Consider the following 15,416-nt stretch of genomic DNA (forward strand, 5'->3'; position numbering starts at 1 on the left):
ACTCGACAGCGGACCCGACGAGAACCCGGAGGACCCGATGACCACGCACACCGTCCACACCACCTGCGCGAGCCCGCTCGGAGAACTGCTGCTGACCGGTGAGCTGTCCGGCGGCCTCACTCTCGCCTCGGTGTCCCTGCCGGGGCAACGGGGCGCGCCCACGGTGCGTGCGCAGGACCGCGACGACCGGGCGTTCGCCGAGGTGCGCCGTCAGCTCGACGCGTACTTCGACGGCCGCCTCACCCGCTTCCGGCTGCCGCTCGCCGCCACCGGCACCCCCTTCCAGCAGCGGGTGTGGCAGGCACTGGAGGACATCCCCTACGGCACCACCACCGGCTACGGCGAGCTGGCCGCGCGGCTGGGCGTGTCCCGGGCCGAGATCCGCTCGGTGGGACAGGCGCTCGGCGCCAATCCCCTGCTGGTGGTGCGCCCCTGCCACCGGGTGATCGGCGCGGACGGCTCGATGCGCGGGTACGCCGGCGGGGTGGAGCGCAAGGTGTGGCTGCTCACCCACGAGGGTGCGCTGCAGCCGGCCCTCGTCTGAAGGGGAGACGTCATGGATCTCACCCGGGCCGAGGCCCGCCGCCGCACCGCGGGCACCGACTGGACCGCGCTCGCGGCCGGCCTGGACGAGCACGGCAGCGCCCCCACCGGCCCCCTGCTGACGCCCGGCGAATGCGCCGGGCTGGCCGCCCTGTACGAGGAGCCGGACCTGTTCCGCACCACCGTCGACCTGGCCCGGCACCGGTTCGGGTCCGGTACGTACCGCTACTTCACGCACGACCTGCCCGGCCCGGTGGCCGCACTGCGCGCCGCCCTCTACCCGCGCCTGCTCCCCGTCGCCCGGGACTGGGCGCAACGCCTGGGCCGCCCGGCGCCCTGGCCCGACTCCCTGGACGCATGGCTGGAGCGCTGCCACGCGGCCGGGCAGGACCGGTCGGCGCAGATCCTGCTCAGCTACGGTCCGGGGGACTGGAACGCCCTGCACCGGGACGTGTTCGGCGAACTGGTCTTCCCGCTCCAGGTGGTGATCGCCCTGGACGCGTACGGTACCGACTACACCGGTGGCGAGTTCCTGATGGTGGAACAGCGGCCGCGCGCCCAGTCGCGGGGGACCGCGAGCGTCCTGCGGCAGGGCCACGGCCTGGTGTTCACGACCCGGGACCGCCCGGTGCGCACGCGTCGCGGCTGGTCGGCCGGGGCGATGCGGCACGGGGTGAGCACCGTACGGTCCGGACGGCGGCGCACATTGGGACTGGTGTTCCACGACGCCGCCTGAAGCCGCCGAGGCCTTTGCTGAAGCCGCCGGGGCGTCCGCGGCCCACCGGCGCCGGACATCACATCACCAGACGCGCCGCCGCAGATCCATCGGATATCAGAACAAAACGTGTCTTATTTCCTACATGCACACACCTTCGCGGCGTACCCTACTCCGAGCCCCGATCGTTGCTGCCGGAGCGGGACTCCTGGCTGCCTGCACCGACTCCGGTTCCCGCGCCCGCTCCGGCCCCGAGGTCACGGCGGCCGGCGAGAAGGACTTCGTTCCCCCGGGCCCCAAGGGATATGTCGACCCGTCGGGTCCGGAGGTCCGTGCCGCCGAGCGCAAACGCGGCACCGGTCCGGTGCGCATGCTCAAGGTCACCGCCGCCGAGGCCACGCTGGACCTGGGCGGGCGGCATGTGCAGAGCTGGGCCTACCACGAGCAACTGCCCGGGCCGCTGGTGCGAGTCACCGCCGGTGACGTCCTCAGCCTCACCCTCTCCAACCGGCTCCCGGACACCACCACGCTCCACTCCCACGGCGTGCGCCTGCGCTGCGACATGGACGGCGCCCCCGGTCTGACCCAGCAGGCCATCGCCGCCGGAGCCGACTTCACCTACCGCTTCACCGTCTCCCATCCGGGGACCTACCTGCTCCACTCCCATGTCGGAATGCAGCCGGACCGCGGTCTGTACGCGCCCCTCATCGTCGACGACCCCAAGGAACCCCTCAAGTACGACAAGGAATGGATCCTCGTCCTGGACGACTGGCTCGACGGTGTGGACGGCTCCACCCCCGACCGGGTGCTCCACCAGCTCATGCCGAGCGGGGGCATGAACATGAGCAGCATGGGCATGGGGTCCGGGCACGACGGTCCCATGGCCGCCAGCAGGGCGTCGTCCCGCAGGGCAACGGGCCCCTCCCGCGTGCTGCACGGCTCCCACAGCCGCATGCTGCACGGGGAGGCCGGGAGCGTCAACTACCCGATCTACCTCGTCAACGGCCGTATGGCCACCCATCCTTCGGAGTTCCGGTGCCGTCCCGGCGACCGCATCCGGCTGCGCATCATCAACGCCGGCTCCGAAACCGCCTTCCGTGTCGCACTGGAGGGCCACGCCATGACCGTCACGCACACCGACGGCTATCCCGTGGAGCACAAGGAGACCGATGCCCTCCTGATCGGCATGGCCGAGCGCTACGACGTCCTCGTCACCGCCAAGGACGGCGTCTTCCCCTTCGTCGCGCTGGCCGAGGGCAAGAACGGCCAGGCCCTCGCCGTCCTGCGCACCAACCAGGCGAGAAGCCTTCCCCCCGCGGGCGTCCGCCCGGACGAGCTGGACGGGATGGTCGTCCCCGCCCGTCGGCTGGTGCCGCACGATTCGGTGGCTCTGGAGGACCGCGAACCCGACCGCGAGATGCGCATCAGGCTCACCGGCACCATGAAGAGGTACGACTGGGGTCTGGACCACCAGACCTACGACGTCCGCCACCGCCACCCGGTCCGGGCCGGCGAGCGGGTACGGCTCACCCTCGTCAACGCCACCGACATGTGGCACCCGCTGCACCTGCACGGCCACACGTTCGCGCTGACCGGTCTGAACGCGTCCGGGGCGCGCAAGGACACCTCCATCATCCTCCCCCACCGCAAGATCGTCGCGGATTTCGACGCCGACAACCCCGGGCTGTGGATGCTCCACTGCCACAACCAGTACCACTCGGAGAGCGGCATGATGACCGTCCTCGGATACCGCACATGACCGGCTGATCCGAAGGAGCCGCCCCCGGGGAGGGCCTTGCCGGCGGGGCCGCTTCGCGGGACGACACCGCCGGCACCGGTGACGGGTCGAGCGTGCGAGCCGTGGGGCGGGGTGCCTCCGCGGCCGGCGGCGCCACCCCGGAACCGGGCCGCGCGGGCGCCCCGGAACCTTGCCGTACCAGGGCCCCCGGAGCCGTGCCGTACCGGGGCCCCGGAGCCGTACCGTGCAGGGGGGCGGGTCCCCGGTGTGGCGGCGGGCCTTCGCTGCCTGCTGACGAGAGCCCGCCGCCTTGTGCGGGGTCAGCAGGTTCCCTTGTCGCTCCACACGCCGGCGCTGCCGCCCGGGACATCGCCGTAGGTCCACCACTTGGCCACCCAGGTGTGGTTCTTGTAGCTGACCGTGTCACCTGCGGTGTAGACGGTGGAACCGCTCCAGGGCGCGGCCGTGCAGCCGCCGCCGGAGGAGCCGGTGACGGTGAGCGTGTACACAGCGCTGTGTCCGGCCGACACGCCGGTGCCCGTGACGGTGATCGGGTAGGTTCCCGGGGCGGCCGTCGAGGCGACCGTGGCCGTCAGCTTCGCGCTGCCGCCCGCCGTGAGCGAGGCAGGGCTGAAGGACAGCGTCACCCCGCCGGGCGCGCCGGTGGCGGCCAGCGTCACCTTCTGCGCGCTGCCGGAGGTGACCGCGGTGGCCACGGTGGCCGTGGCGCTGCCGCCCGGGGCGACGTTCGCGGCGGCGGGAGACAGGGCGAGGGAGAAGTCGTCGGCCGGTGTGGTCGTGCCGCCGCCGGTGAAGGGCTCCATCGCGTGACTGAAGTCCCAGGTGCCCTGGCTGATGCCCGAGCAGGTGTCGGACCCCGCCGTGCCGGGGCAGCCGCCGTTGTCACGCTGGAGTGCCCAGAACGAGAGCGTGTCGACCCCCCGGGCCGTCGCCCAGGCCTCGACGTTCTTCGCGTCGGCGACGGTCGTGGTCTCGGCGGCACCGTAGTCGTCGATGCCGGGCATGAGAGTGATGCCGGTCATGTTCCAGAGCTGCTGGGCGGTCTTCGCCGGGTAGAGCGAGGCGAGCTGGCCGTGCAGGCCGGTGGCGGCGTTCTCGGCGTCGGTGCCCATCTGGTGCGTGGCGCCGTCGTAGTAGTCGAAGGCCATGATGTTGACCACGTCCACGCGGGCCTTGTTCTGCACCGCGTTCCGCAGGACGGCGAGCCCGTCGTCGGTCAGGCCGCTGGTGGTCGTGGGCAGTGTGTAGGAGAACTGCACGGTGCGTCCGCTGCTCGCGGCCCATGCCTCCACCTGGGCGACGGCCTTGTTGCGGCGGTCGATCCCGGCGCTGTCGGTCAGCGAGTTGTCCTCGGTGTCCAGGTCGATGCGAGTGACCCCGTAGGTCGTGACGACCTTCTCGTAGACGGACGCGATGGCGTTGACGTCGGTGCAGCTGTCGGCGATCTCGGTGCCCGTGTTGTCGGCGGTGTACCCGCCGAAGGAGGGGATCACGTCTCCTCCGGCGGCCTGGATGGCGGAGATGTCGCTACCGAAGGAGGCTGAGGTGAGGGGCCGGCTGGTGTCGCCGTTCCAGTACGCGGTGCAGGACCCCTTCGTCGCCGCCTGGATGAACGCCATGGACAGGTGCTTGGCGCCGGATTGCGAGGACAGGGCGGCGGGGCTGTCTCCGCTGTACGCCTCGAAGTAGGGGGCGAACACATGGGCCGGCAGCGGTGTGTTCGCCGCCTGGGCGTCCGAGGCCCCGGCCAGACAGAGGAGGGCCAACCCGGTGCCGGCCGCGAGCGCGGTCATGGTTCTGCGGAACGGGAGCATGCTCTGACTCCTGGAAAGTATGGGGGTGTTGGGGAACACAGGGCAGCGCGGGCCGGCCGGCAGGCGTTACGGAGCGGAACCTCCGCAAGGATTGGACTGGACCAATGTGGCCGTCAAGGGGTGGGACACCAGGAGTCCGGCCGTAGGGCCGGCCTTTGCCGTGCCATGACCGGGAAGCGGGGAATCCGCACCCGGCACGGCGAGGTGGACACGCGCTCACGCGGATCGCGGGCGAGGGTTCCTCGCCCGCGACCGTGATGCGGATGCCACGCGTGCACGGCGAACGGGTTGCGGTGCCATGCGAGCACGGCGACCGTGATGCGGATGCCGCGCCAGCACGGCGAACGGGTTGCGGCGGCAGATGGCGCGTGCCTACGGCCACCGGATCCCGGCCGCCGCTGTCCGGCCGGCGTGCGAGCCGGCGACTCCGCGGCCGTGCATCAGGTCCGGTCGGAGCCCAAGCCGTCGATCAGGTCCGGTCGGAGCCGAAGCCGTCGAGCAGGCCCGGTCGGAGCCGAAGCCGTCGAGCAGGCCCGGTCGGAGCCGAAGCCGTCGATCAGGCCCGGTCGGAGCCGAAGCCGTCGAGCAGGCCCGGTCGGTTTCCGGGCCGGAGCCTCAGCCGTCGGACAGGGTGCGCTCGAGGAGGGGGAGCAGACGGTCCCAGTGGCGCTGCATCGCGGACGGGTTGAAGGCGTCGGTGTCGGACATGGTGAAGCCGTGGACGGTGCCGGGGTAGATCTCGCAGGTGTGGTCGACGCCCGCGGCGTCCAGGGCCCGCTTGAGTTCGACGACGGCCTCGGGCGACATGTCGTGCTCGGAGAGGCCGAGGTGGACCTGCGCGGTGACCTTGGGGACGAGGCGGTGCGGGCTGTCGGGCGCGTCGGTGACCAGGAAGCCCGGGTGGAATACGGCGACGGCGGCCACCTGGTCGGGGTGGGCCGCCGCGGTGCGCATCGCCAGGACGGCGCCCATGCAGTAGCCGATCACGGCGACCGGTCCGGCGCCGACCTCGGGCCGGGTGGTGAGGAACCTGAGACAGGCGTCGGCGTCGCGCAGGGCGCGTTCGGTGGTGTGCGCCTCGACCAGGGGCATCAGCCGCTCGAAGACCGCGGGTCGGATCTCCTCTCCGATGTGCTCGGGAAGCTCGACCACGGGTGCCGGGCCGTGCCGGTAGTAGACGTTGGGGACGAGCACGTAGTACCCGTGCTCGGCCAGTTCGCGGGCCCGCTGCTCCAACTCGGGCCGCAGGCCGATGGCGTCCATGTACAGCAGCACTCCCGGGTGCCGCTCGCCCTGGTCGGGTAAGGCGACGAAAGCGTCTGCCGGGCCGTCCGTGGTGGGAATCTGCACTGTCTTGGTGGGGATGGCGGATCTTCCTTTCTCGGGCTGGTGCCGGTGCACAGCCCCTGTCGGGGTCGGGGTCGATCAGAGATCAACTCGGCGGTGACCCACGATCAGCGCCCTGGTCCGTGCCGTCAAGCCCATTTCGGGGACGCCCTGGACGAAGACGCTCCTCGGTACCGACACCCGCCCCTGCGTTCCGGCCATGACACCCCGTCGAGGTCCGGCCGGGGGGCGGCCCCGAACCCATCCCCCGGACGGACCCCGGACGGCCCGCTCAGACGTCGAGCCGGCTGATCCTCAGTGCTCCCCCGGTCTGTCCCGGACGGGCGCTGGTGAGCATGAGGCGCACGCGTGAGCCGCGCACCGCGTCGAAGGTGATCACCGTCGGGCTGTCCGAGGCGGTCGCCCAGTCCGTCCGCGCGCCCGTCACCGGCACGTACGCACGGCCGTTCCACACCGCCACCTCGGCCCCGGCGGGCAGGGAGTGCGTACCGTCGACCGTGAACGAGACCGCCACCCGGTCGAGCGTGCGGCTGCGCCCGAAGTCGACCGCCACCCAGTCCTTCGGCCGGGCGCCGTCGAAGGCGGGCAGCAGGGCCGTGGCCGGCTTGGCGAAGGAGTTCGACCAGCCGGTGGCCGGGTCGCCGTCCAGCATCGCGGCCGGCAGGGTGTCCTCGCGGCCCGAGTAACTGGCGTCCGCACGAGGGAGGTCGGGGACGGCCGGGTGGTCGGGCTCGAAGCGGGGCGCGGCGGTGGTGACGGCCGTGCGGGCCGGTGTGGTGCGCACGCCGACCGTGCCCGTGCGCAGGCCGTCCACCCGTGCCGTGACCTCCAGGGTGCCCGACTCGCCGCCGGAGCGGACGATCGCGAGCGCCTTGCCGTGGAAGGCGGTCCTCGTACTCGCCTGGTAGCGCTCGGCGCTCTCCTCACGGCCGTTGTCTACTCCGGCCAGGGAGCCGCCGGTCACCTCGAAGGCGATGAGGTGTCCGGCGTCCGGTACGACCACGCCGTGCGCGTCCACGACCTCGGCGGTCACGAAGGCCAGTGAACGGCCGTCGGCGGCCAGGGACGTGCGGTCGGCGGTGAGCCGCACGGCGTGCGGGTCACCGGCGGTGCGCAGGACGTCGGTGGCGACCACCCTGCCGTCGCGCCGGGCCACCGCCTTCAGCTCTCCCGGCCGGTACGGCACCTTCCACGTCAGGTGCAGCTTGCCCGCGCTGCCGTTGGGACTGGTGTAGCTGCCCGGGTAGGGACCGTCGGTGAAGGTCCTGTCGTCGCCGGTCGCCTCGGTGGTCTCCAGGTAGCTGCGGCCGTCGGTGGTCTTCTTGACGTCGAACTCCCGTACCCCGAGGGACCGTCCGTCCAGGAACAGCTCGACGGACGGCACATTGGCGTACGCCCACACCTCGACCGTGTCGCCCTCCTCGTGGTTCCAGCTCATCGGCAGCAGATGGACCATCGGCTCGGTGGTCCACTGGCTCTTGAACAGGTGGTACATGTCCTTCGGGAAGCCGGCCGTGTCGACCGCGCCGAAGAAGGACGACTTCACCGGGAAGACGTCGTACGGGGTCGGCTCGCCGATGTAGTCGATGCCCGACCACAGGAACTGCCCCGCGAACCACTTCCGGTCCCGGTCCTTCTTGTGCCCGTACTCGCCGCTCATCGTCCAGGAGGCGAGGTTGTTGTCGTAGGAGGAGGTCTCCCGTCGGCCCGGTGCGTGGTTCTCACCGGTGTTCAGGTGTTCCGGCTCCTGGTACGCACCGCGGGTCGAGGTCTCCGAGGAGGACTCGGACTCGAAGAGGAACAGGTGGGGGTACAGGGCGTGCAGGGCGTCGACCGACTTGGCCGTGTTGTAGTTCAGGCCCAGGCCGTCGAGCTTGGCGAGCATGCGGTCGGCCGCGGAACCGGGGGCGGGCACGCCGTGGTACTTGTTCGAGCCGATGACCACGGGGCGGGTGTCGTCGGCGGCCTTGATCGCGCCGATGATCCGGTCGGCCATGGCGAGACCGGCGGTCGAGGTCGAGTCGGGGATCTCGTTGCCGATGGACCACAGGACGACGGCGGGCGAGTTGCGGGCGGCCAGCACCATCTCGGTGGCGTCCTTCTCGCACCACTCGTCGAAGAACCGGCCGTAGTCGTACCTGGTCTTCCCGGTCCGCCAGCAGTCGAAGGCCTCCACCATCATCACGATGCCCAGCTCCTCGCAGACCTGGATCATCTGCGGCGAGGGCGGGTTGTGCGAGGTGCGGAGGGCGTTGACGCCCATCGACTTCATGATCGTCATCTGTCGGCGCACCGCGTCGATACTGATCGCCGCGCCGAGGGCGCCCTGGTCGTGGTGCAGGTCGACGCCCCTGATCTTGCCGGGGGTGCCGTTGAGCGAGAAGCCCTCGTCGGGGTCGAAGCGGTAGGTGCGGATACCGAAGGGGGTCGGACAGGTGTCGACGGTGCGGCCGCCGACCCGGAGTTCGGTGTGCAGCGTGTAGCGGTGCCCCGGCGTGGTGACGTCCCACAGGCGCGGCTCGGGAACGGTCAGCTCGTGGGTCTCGGTGGCCCGGCCGGAGACGGCGAGGGTGGTGGACGTGCGGGCAGCCGTGCGGCCGTCGGGTCCGGTGATCCGGGACAGGACCTGCACGTCCGCGCCGGCGGCGGATTCGTCGACGACGGTGGTCCGCACCCGCACCAGGGCGCGCCCGGCGGTGACGTCCGGTGTGGTGACGCAGGTGCCCCAGCGGGCCACGTGCACGGGCTCGGTGATCACCAGGCGGGCCTCGCGGTAGATGCCGCTGCCCGAGTACCAGCGGCTGCTGGGCAGCTGGTTGCGGACCTTGACCGCGAGGACGTTCGGTGTGCTGCCGTCGGTGTGCACCAGGCCGGTGAGGTCGAGGGCGAAACCGGTGTAGCCGTAGGGGTGGTGTCCGGCCTCGGTGCCGTTGCAGTACACGTAGGAGTCCATGTAGACGCCGTCGAACTCCACCGAGATCCGCCGGCCGGCGCAGCCGGGCGGCAGGGTGAAGGTCAGCCGGTACCAGCCGAGGCCGCCCGGGAAGAAGCCGGTGCCGCTGGTGGTGCCGTGATCCGTCGTGGGGGTCTGCTCGATGCTCCAGTCGTGCGGGACGGCGACCTCGCGCCAGGCCGAGTCGTCGTATCCCGGCTCGGCGGCCTGCGCGTGGGCGCCGGTCGGGTCGCCGATGCCGCCCGGGTCGGCCGGCGCGAAGCGCCAGCCGTCCCGCAGCGGGACGGTACGGCGTCCCCCGTCGACGGCGGACGGCTCGGCGGCCATGGCCGCGCCGCCGCCGGCGCCGTCCAGGAGCGCTCCGGCCGCAGGCACTGCCGTGGCTGCGACCAGAACCGATCTGCGAGTGACCGTCATGGCGGCTCTCCCTCATCAAGGCCCAGAAGTACTCACAACTGATCGTGAACAAACAGATTCTGACGGTCCGCCACTCACGACCGTCAAGAGTTCGGGTACGCGCACCTGCTCCGCGTGTCGGAACGGCCGGAATTCCCCCTTGACCGTGTTCGACCGGTCGACCCGGTCACCGGGGGTTGCGGTTCACGGACGTGCGCGACGCACTACGCTGGAACGGAAGTGGTGCCACCTGTTCACTGTGAGTGTGCGCTTGGGAGCGGCGACGATGAGCCGGGTCTATCCGTTCGACGATGCGGCGACGGCCCGGGCTGTCATCGACGACGACGGAACACTGGTGGAGTGGAACGAGGGCGCGCGGCGCCTGCTCGGCCACCCGGCCGACGCCGTCGTGGGCCGCTCCGCGGCCCGTCTGCTGGCCGGGGACGGCCCTCCTGGCGCGCCCGGCGGTGTGCGCTGGGAGGGGACGGTCGACCTGCGCCACCGGGACGGCCGTACGGTCTCGGTGTGGCTGCTCGCCCACCACCGGCCGCCCGGCGACGGGCACGGCGCCCGCTGGCTGGTGGTCACCCCGCTGACCGGCCGGGCCCCGCACGCCCCCGACGATCCGCTCGAGCGGGCCGGCCTGATCCAGTCGCCGTGCGCGGTCGCCGTGTACGACGACGCGCTGCGCCTGCGCCGGATGAACGAGGCGATGGCCGAGGTGATCGGCCTGCCCGAGGAGCGTCTGCGCGGTCTCAGGATCTCGGAGATCGGCGGCAAGCCGCAGAGCGAGGAGCTGGAGCAGAGCATGCTCCGGGTGCTCGGCACCGGCCGGCCGCTGGACTTCCAGACGTCCATGCGCACCGGCGGCGACGAGCGGGCGCACGCCTGGCTGGCCAGGATGGCGCCGGTCACCGATGCCGAGGGGCGGGTGCGGGGCGTCTGCCTGGCCGCACACGACGTCACCGACAGCTACCGCTCCCGGCAGCGGCTGCAGCTGGTGAACGAGGCGAGCGTGCGCATCGGCTCGACCCTGGACGTCACCCGGACGGCGCAGGAACTCGCGGACGTGTGCGTGCCCGCGCTCGCCGACTTCGTCACCATCGACCTGCTGGACCCGGAGGAGTACGGCGGCGAGCCCCCGGCCACCCTCACCGCACCGCTGAACCTGCGCCGGGTCGCCCACCAGTCGGTCCTCGAGGGCATTCCGGAGGCGGTGGCCGAGCCCGGGCAGGTCGAGGTGTATCCGGCCATCTCCCCGCAGGCCGACTCGCTGGTCGCCGGCCGCACCATCCGGGGCACGGTGACCAAGGGCGACATGGCCAAATGGCTGAGCTGGAGCTCCTCGCGCGGTGAGCGGGTGCGCGAGTTCGGCATCCACGCCTCGATGTCGGTGCCGATCCAGGCGCGCGGACTGACCCTCGGGGTCGCGGTCCTCACCCGGCACCGCCGCCCGGATCCGTTCACCGACGACGACATGCTGCTCGCCGAGGAGATCACCGCACGCGCCGCGGTCTGCATCGACAACGCCCGCCGCTACTCCCGCGAGCGCGACACCGCCCTCGCCCTGCAGCGCAGCCTGCTGCCCCGCACACTCCCGCGCACCGCCGCCCTGGACGCCTCCTCCCGCTATCTGCCGGCGGCCCGGGCGGGAGTGGGCGGCGACTGGTTCGACGTGATCCCGCTGTCCGGGATGCGGGTCGCGATGGTGGTCGGGGACGTCGTCGGGCACGGCGTCCAGGCCTCGGCCACCATGGGCCGGCTGCGCACCGCCGTACGGACCCTCGCCGACATCGACCTGGCCCCGGACGAGCTGCTCACCCACCTCGACGACCTGGTGGTGCGGCTCTCGGAGGAGTCCGGTGGCGACGGCAGTCCCGGCGAGGTCGGCGCCACCTGTCTGTACGCCGTCTACGACCCGGTGTCACGGCGCTGTGCGCTCGCCAGGGCCGGGCATCCGCCGCCCGTGGTGCTGGAGCCGGGCGGCGAGCCCCGCCAGCTGGACCTGCCCGTCGGTCCCCCGCTCGGCCTGGGCGGACTGCCCTTCGAGTCGGCCGAGATGGAGCTGCCCGAGGGCACCGTCCTCGCCCTCTACACGGACGGTCTGATGCTGTCCGGTGAGCGGGCCGGGAGCGCCGGCCGGGCGCTGCTCTTCCAGGCGCTCGCGCCGTACGCGGACTCCCTGGACGAGACCTGCGACCGCGTCCTGCACACGCTGCTGCCGCCGGGCGGGGCCGCCGACGACGTGGCGCTGCTGCTGGCCCGCACCCGGGGGCTGGCCGCCTCCCAGGTGACGACCTGGGACATCCCCGCCGACCCGGCACTGGTCGCGCCGGTCCGCAAGCAGGTCGTGGAGCAGCTGGAGCGCTGGGCGCTGAGCGAGATCGCGTTCACGGCGGAGCTGGTGGTGAGCGAGCTGGTCACCAACGCGATCCGGTACGGCGCCCGCCCCATACGGCTGCGGCTGATCCATGACGCGGCCACGCTGATCGTCGAGGTCTCCGACACCAGCCACACCGCCCCGCACCTGAGGCGCGCCAAGACCTTCGACGAGGGCGGCCGCGGGCTGCTGCTGGTCGCCCAGCTCACCCAGCGCTGGGGCAGCCGGCACACCGCGGAGGGCAAGACGATCTGGGCGGAACTGGCACTGCTGGAGCAGGCCGGGGATCAGTAGCCCCGCAGCCAGGGCCGCACCTGCTTGCGGGCCTCGTGCAGCCGGGACTTGAGGGTGCCCAGCGGGATGCCGACGCGCTCGGCGACCTCGGCGTACTCCAGCTGGCAGATGTCCCGGTAGACCAGGGGCGCGACCAGGTGCGGATACTCGCGCTCCAGCCGGTCCAGGGCCTCCAGCAGATCGATCCGGGAGCCCGCGATGACGCTGGTGGTGCGCGGGTCGATGTGCTCGACGGGCTGGACGGCCACGGGCTGCTCGGCGGCCCGCCGCTTCAGCTCGCGGTACTTCTGCCGGCAGCAGTTGGCGACGACCGTGTACAGCCAGGTGCTGAAGCGGCTGCGGCCCTCGAAGGAGGAGATGTGCCGGGCCACCTGGAGCAGCACGTCCTGGGCGGCCTCCTCGGCGTCCTCCCGGCACGGCAGGAAGCGTCCGCAGCGGCGCACCACCTCGGGCCACAGCTCGGCCAGCAGCCGGTCCAGGGCCGCTCGGTCGCCTGCCGCGGCGCGCCGGGCAAGGTCCTCGGCCGTCGGCACGTCCTGCACGTCAGGGTCCCCCTCGGAGTCGATCTCAGACCAGGCATGATAGTCCTATGCACTCCCTCGAGCGGATCGGCCGCTACCGCCTCGAACGACGTCTGGGTTCCGGTGCCTTCGCCACGGTGTGGCTCGCCCAGGACGACGAGCTGCAGGCTCCCGTGGCAGTGAAGGTCCTCGCCGAGAACTGGGCCCACCGGCTCGACATCCGGGAGCGCTTCCTGTCCGAGGCGCGGCTGCTGCGCCGGGCCGGCTCCAGCCGGGTGGTCCAGGTCTACGACATCGGCGAACTGCCCGACGGCAGGCCGTACTTCGTGATGGAGTACGCCGACGGCGGCACCCTCGCCGATCTGCTCACCGCCGGACCGCTGCCGGTGCCCCAGGCGCTGACGCTGACGGCGCTGGCCGCGCGGAGCGCCGCCGCACTGCACGAGGCGGGCATCGTGCACCGCGACATCAAGCCGACCAACGTGCTGCTGCACACCGCTCCCGACGGCGAGCGGCGGGTGCTGCTGGCCGACCTCGGCCTCGCCAAGAGCCTCGCGCAGGCCTCGGTGCTCACCCTGGCGGCGGGCTCGGCGGGCTACCAGCCGCCGGAGCAGGCCGAGCCCGGGGAGGGCATCGACGAACGCGCCGACGTCTACAGCCTGGGCGCGGTCGGCTACGAACTGCTGACCGGGACCGTGCCGGGCCCGCCGGGCAAGGTCGTCCCGCCCAGGCGGCTGCGGCCGGACCTCGGCGAGGACATCGAGCGGGCGCTGCTGCGGGCCCTGGAGCCGGACCGGGAGCGGCGCTGGCCCGGGGCGCAGGCGTTCGCGGCCGAGCTGGAGCGGCTCGCGGCGGCCTGCCACGGCGCCCGCCCGGACCGGCGGCTCGACGCCGTCCGGGGCCGGCTCAACGTGGTGACGCTGTCCCTGGCCGCGGTGCTCGCCGCCGCGGTGGCGGCGGCCACCGTGACGCTGGTGCTCCACCGGTCCGGCGGCGACGCGACGGCGACGGTGAAGGACTCCACCGGCCGGGTCGCCGTCGAGGTGCCCGCGGGCTGGGCCCGCGAGGTGCGCGACTCCGGCTGGGACCCGCACGCGCTCGGACTGCCCGCGGGGCACGAGCCCGGTCTGGTCGTCGCCGACGACATGGCGAAGTGGTCCGACCTGAGCGTGACGGTCGACGGTGTGTTCGTCGGCGTCAGCGAGCACGGCGACGTCGCCGCCCGGGTGGCCGCCCTCACCCATGCCGGCTGCCACTACACCGGCAGCCGGTCCTTCACCGGCGCCGGCTGGCAGGGCAGCACCCGGACCTGGACCGGCTGCCCGGACGGCGCCTCGGTCACGGAGGCGGCGCTGCGTCCCGCGAAGGGCTCGACGACCCCGCAGGTCTATGTGCAGGTGCGCGAGAGCGACGGCGACTCCGCGACCCAGGACATACTCCGCTCGCTCCGGGTCACCTGACCCACAACCCCGGCCGACGGACCCGGACCACCGACCGCACCACGGGACGACGGACCCTGAATACCCGACCCGCACCACAGGACGACGGAGCCTGATCACCCGACCCGCACCACGGGACGACGGACCCGGACGACCCGACCCGCACCACAGGACGACGGACCCGGACCACCCGACCCGCACCACAGGACGACGGACCCGGACCACCCGACCCGCACCACAGGACGACGGACCCGGACGACCTGCCTGCACCATCGACAACGGCCCCGGATCACCGGGCCGACGGTCTCCCGGTCGCCGGCCCACAACACCGGCCAACGGTAAAGATTCGGCCAAAACGGCGTGCCATCCGCTGAAAAGGCGCACAGTACGCGAACTTTTCCCGCGGTCCGGGCATCGGAACCTGATGAAGGCGCAGTGAGCGCCGGAGGCGCGCCCGATGTGCGTGCCGTGATCATCCAGGAGTGTGGAAAGCCATGGCGCACCTGTCCCAGTCCTTGCAGCGCGGGGCCCTGCTCGCGAGCGCGATCGCCGTACTGGGTCTGCTGACCGCCTGCGGCAACGATCAGGCGGGCGGCGGTCCGCGCTCGGTGTCCGGCACGGCCGCGCCGGCGACCGGCACCGGTTCGGCGTCGTCGTCCTCGTCGTCGTCCTCTTCCTCGTCGGCCGGGTCCGGCACGGACACGACCGCGACCACCGGCGCCTCGTCCGCCACCCCGAAGTCGCCGGCCTCCTCGGCCGCCGGCACCTCCTCGGCCACCGGCACCCAGGCCGGCAGCGCCGGCGGCCGGTGTCACACCTCCGAGCTGCGGGCGTCCGTCGGCCGTAACAACCCGGGCGCCGGCCAGGAGAACTTCCCGGTCGTGCTCACCAACAAGTCCGCCCGGACCTGCACCCTGCGCGGCTTCCCGGGCGCCGCGTTCGTGAACGCCTCGGGCAGCCAGCTCGGCCCGGACCCCAAGCGGGAGTCGGGCTCGCCCGCGACGGTCACGCTGAAGCCCGGCCAGAGCGCCTGGGCGGGGCTGACCTTCTCCAACCCGGAGATCAGCGGCGCCAAGACGGGTACGCCGGCCACGCTGGTCATCACCCCGCCCGACGAGCGGGACCCTCTGAAGGTGGCCTGGACGGCCGGCCCGGTCCCCGTGTCCGGAAACTCCTCGTCCGTCTTCCTGTCGGTGTTCAGCCCCGGCACCGGCGCCTGACCGAAACCCCTCGACGAACCCCGCTGTCCGCATCC

10 protein-coding genes are annotated in these 15,416 nt (G+C 72.4%); 6 read left to right on the forward strand and 4 right to left on the reverse strand.

All coding sequences use genetic code 11. The features are described 5' to 3' along the window. Positions 1–37: 37 nt before the first annotated feature. From ACZ7P3_RS15760 to ACZ7P3_RS15770, 3 genes are all read left to right on the forward strand, one after another. Positions 38–544 (forward strand): methylated-DNA--[protein]-cysteine S-methyltransferase, encoded by a 507-nt coding sequence (locus ACZ7P3_RS15760; protein WP_472081801.1) that lies wholly within the window; start codon positions 38–40, stop codon positions 542–544. Positions 545–556: 12 nt separating this feature from the next. Next, positions 557–1,279, forward strand: a complete 723-nt coding sequence (locus ACZ7P3_RS15765; RefSeq protein ID WP_472081803.1) for a 2OG-Fe(II) oxygenase — start codon at positions 557–559, stop codon at positions 1,277–1,279. Between the two features lie 124 nt (positions 1,280–1,403). Next, positions 1,404–3,017 carry a multicopper oxidase family protein gene (locus ACZ7P3_RS15770; RefSeq protein WP_472081805.1) on the forward strand — a complete coding sequence of 538 codons (1,614 nt, stop codon included), beginning with the start codon at positions 1,404–1,406 and terminating at the stop codon, positions 3,015–3,017. 299 nt (positions 3,018–3,316) lie between these two features. Here ACZ7P3_RS15770 and ACZ7P3_RS15775 read toward each other — a convergent pair whose 3' ends face one another. From ACZ7P3_RS15775 to ACZ7P3_RS15785, 3 genes are all read right to left on the reverse strand, one after another. Further along, positions 3,317–4,831 (reverse strand): glycosyl hydrolase family 18 protein, encoded by a 1,515-nt coding sequence (locus ACZ7P3_RS15775; RefSeq protein ID WP_472081807.1) that lies wholly within the window; start codon positions 4,829–4,831, stop codon positions 3,317–3,319. Between the two features lie 615 nt (positions 4,832–5,446). Then, positions 5,447–6,196, reverse strand: a complete 750-nt coding sequence (locus ACZ7P3_RS15780) for a dienelactone hydrolase family protein (protein ID WP_472081995.1) — start codon at positions 6,194–6,196, stop codon at positions 5,447–5,449. A 253-nt stretch (positions 6,197–6,449) separates the two neighbouring features. Continuing rightward, a complete protein-coding gene (locus ACZ7P3_RS15785) occupies positions 6,450–9,548 on the reverse strand; it encodes a glycoside hydrolase family 2 TIM barrel-domain containing protein (RefSeq protein WP_472081809.1) in 3,099 nt (1,032 codons plus the stop codon). A gap of 265 nt (positions 9,549–9,813) precedes the next feature. Here ACZ7P3_RS15785 and ACZ7P3_RS15790 point away from each other — a divergent pair, with 265 nt between their 5' ends. Then, positions 9,814–12,201, forward strand: coding sequence for a SpoIIE family protein phosphatase (locus tag ACZ7P3_RS15790; RefSeq protein ID WP_472081811.1), 2,388 nt, complete (start codon positions 9,814–9,816; stop codon positions 12,199–12,201). On the opposite strand, the gene ACZ7P3_RS15795 is transcribed toward ACZ7P3_RS15790, so the two are convergent. Next, on the reverse strand, positions 12,195–12,743 hold the full coding sequence (locus tag ACZ7P3_RS15795; RefSeq protein WP_472081812.1) for an RNA polymerase sigma factor: 549 nt from the start codon (positions 12,741–12,743) through the stop codon (positions 12,195–12,197). The two genes, ACZ7P3_RS15790 and ACZ7P3_RS15795, sit on opposite strands and share 7 nt — an antisense overlap. A gap of 47 nt (positions 12,744–12,790) precedes the next feature. On the opposite strand from ACZ7P3_RS15795, the gene ACZ7P3_RS15800 reads away from it, so the two are divergent. After that, on the forward strand, positions 12,791–14,182 hold the full coding sequence (locus ACZ7P3_RS15800) for a serine/threonine-protein kinase (RefSeq protein WP_472081814.1): 1,392 nt from the start codon (positions 12,791–12,793) through the stop codon (positions 14,180–14,182). Between the two features lie 473 nt (positions 14,183–14,655). Next, the gene (locus tag ACZ7P3_RS15805; RefSeq protein WP_472081816.1) at positions 14,656–15,381 is read left to right on the forward strand and encodes a DUF4232 domain-containing protein; all 726 of its coding nucleotides are present in this window, start codon (positions 14,656–14,658) and stop codon (positions 15,379–15,381) included. Positions 15,382–15,416 lie beyond the last annotated feature (35 nt).

The organism is Streptomyces sp. NPDC107581 (assembly GCF_055657175.1).

Excerpts from the sequence above, each read along its gene's own strand:
- ACZ7P3_RS15760 (WP_472081801.1), top strand. The coding sequence starts at position 38 with ATGACCACGCACACCGTCCACACCACCTGCGCGAGCCCGCTCGGAGAA.
- ACZ7P3_RS15765 (WP_472081803.1), top strand. The coding sequence starts at position 557 with ATGGATCTCACCCGGGCCGAGGCCCGCCGCCGCACCGCGGGCACCGAC.
- ACZ7P3_RS15770 (WP_472081805.1), top strand. The coding sequence starts at position 1,404 with ATGCACACACCTTCGCGGCGTACCCTACTCCGAGCCCCGATCGTTGCT.
- ACZ7P3_RS15775 (WP_472081807.1), bottom strand. The coding sequence starts at position 4,831 with ATGCTCCCGTTCCGCAGAACCATGACCGCGCTCGCGGCCGGCACCGGG.
- ACZ7P3_RS15785 (WP_472081809.1), bottom strand. The coding sequence starts at position 9,548 with ATGACGGTCACTCGCAGATCGGTTCTGGTCGCAGCCACGGCAGTGCCT.
- ACZ7P3_RS15790 (WP_472081811.1), top strand. The coding sequence starts at position 9,814 with ATGAGCCGGGTCTATCCGTTCGACGATGCGGCGACGGCCCGGGCTGTC.
- ACZ7P3_RS15800 (WP_472081814.1), top strand. The coding sequence starts at position 12,791 with ATGCACTCCCTCGAGCGGATCGGCCGCTACCGCCTCGAACGACGTCTG.
- ACZ7P3_RS15805 (WP_472081816.1), top strand. The coding sequence starts at position 14,656 with ATGGCGCACCTGTCCCAGTCCTTGCAGCGCGGGGCCCTGCTCGCGAGC.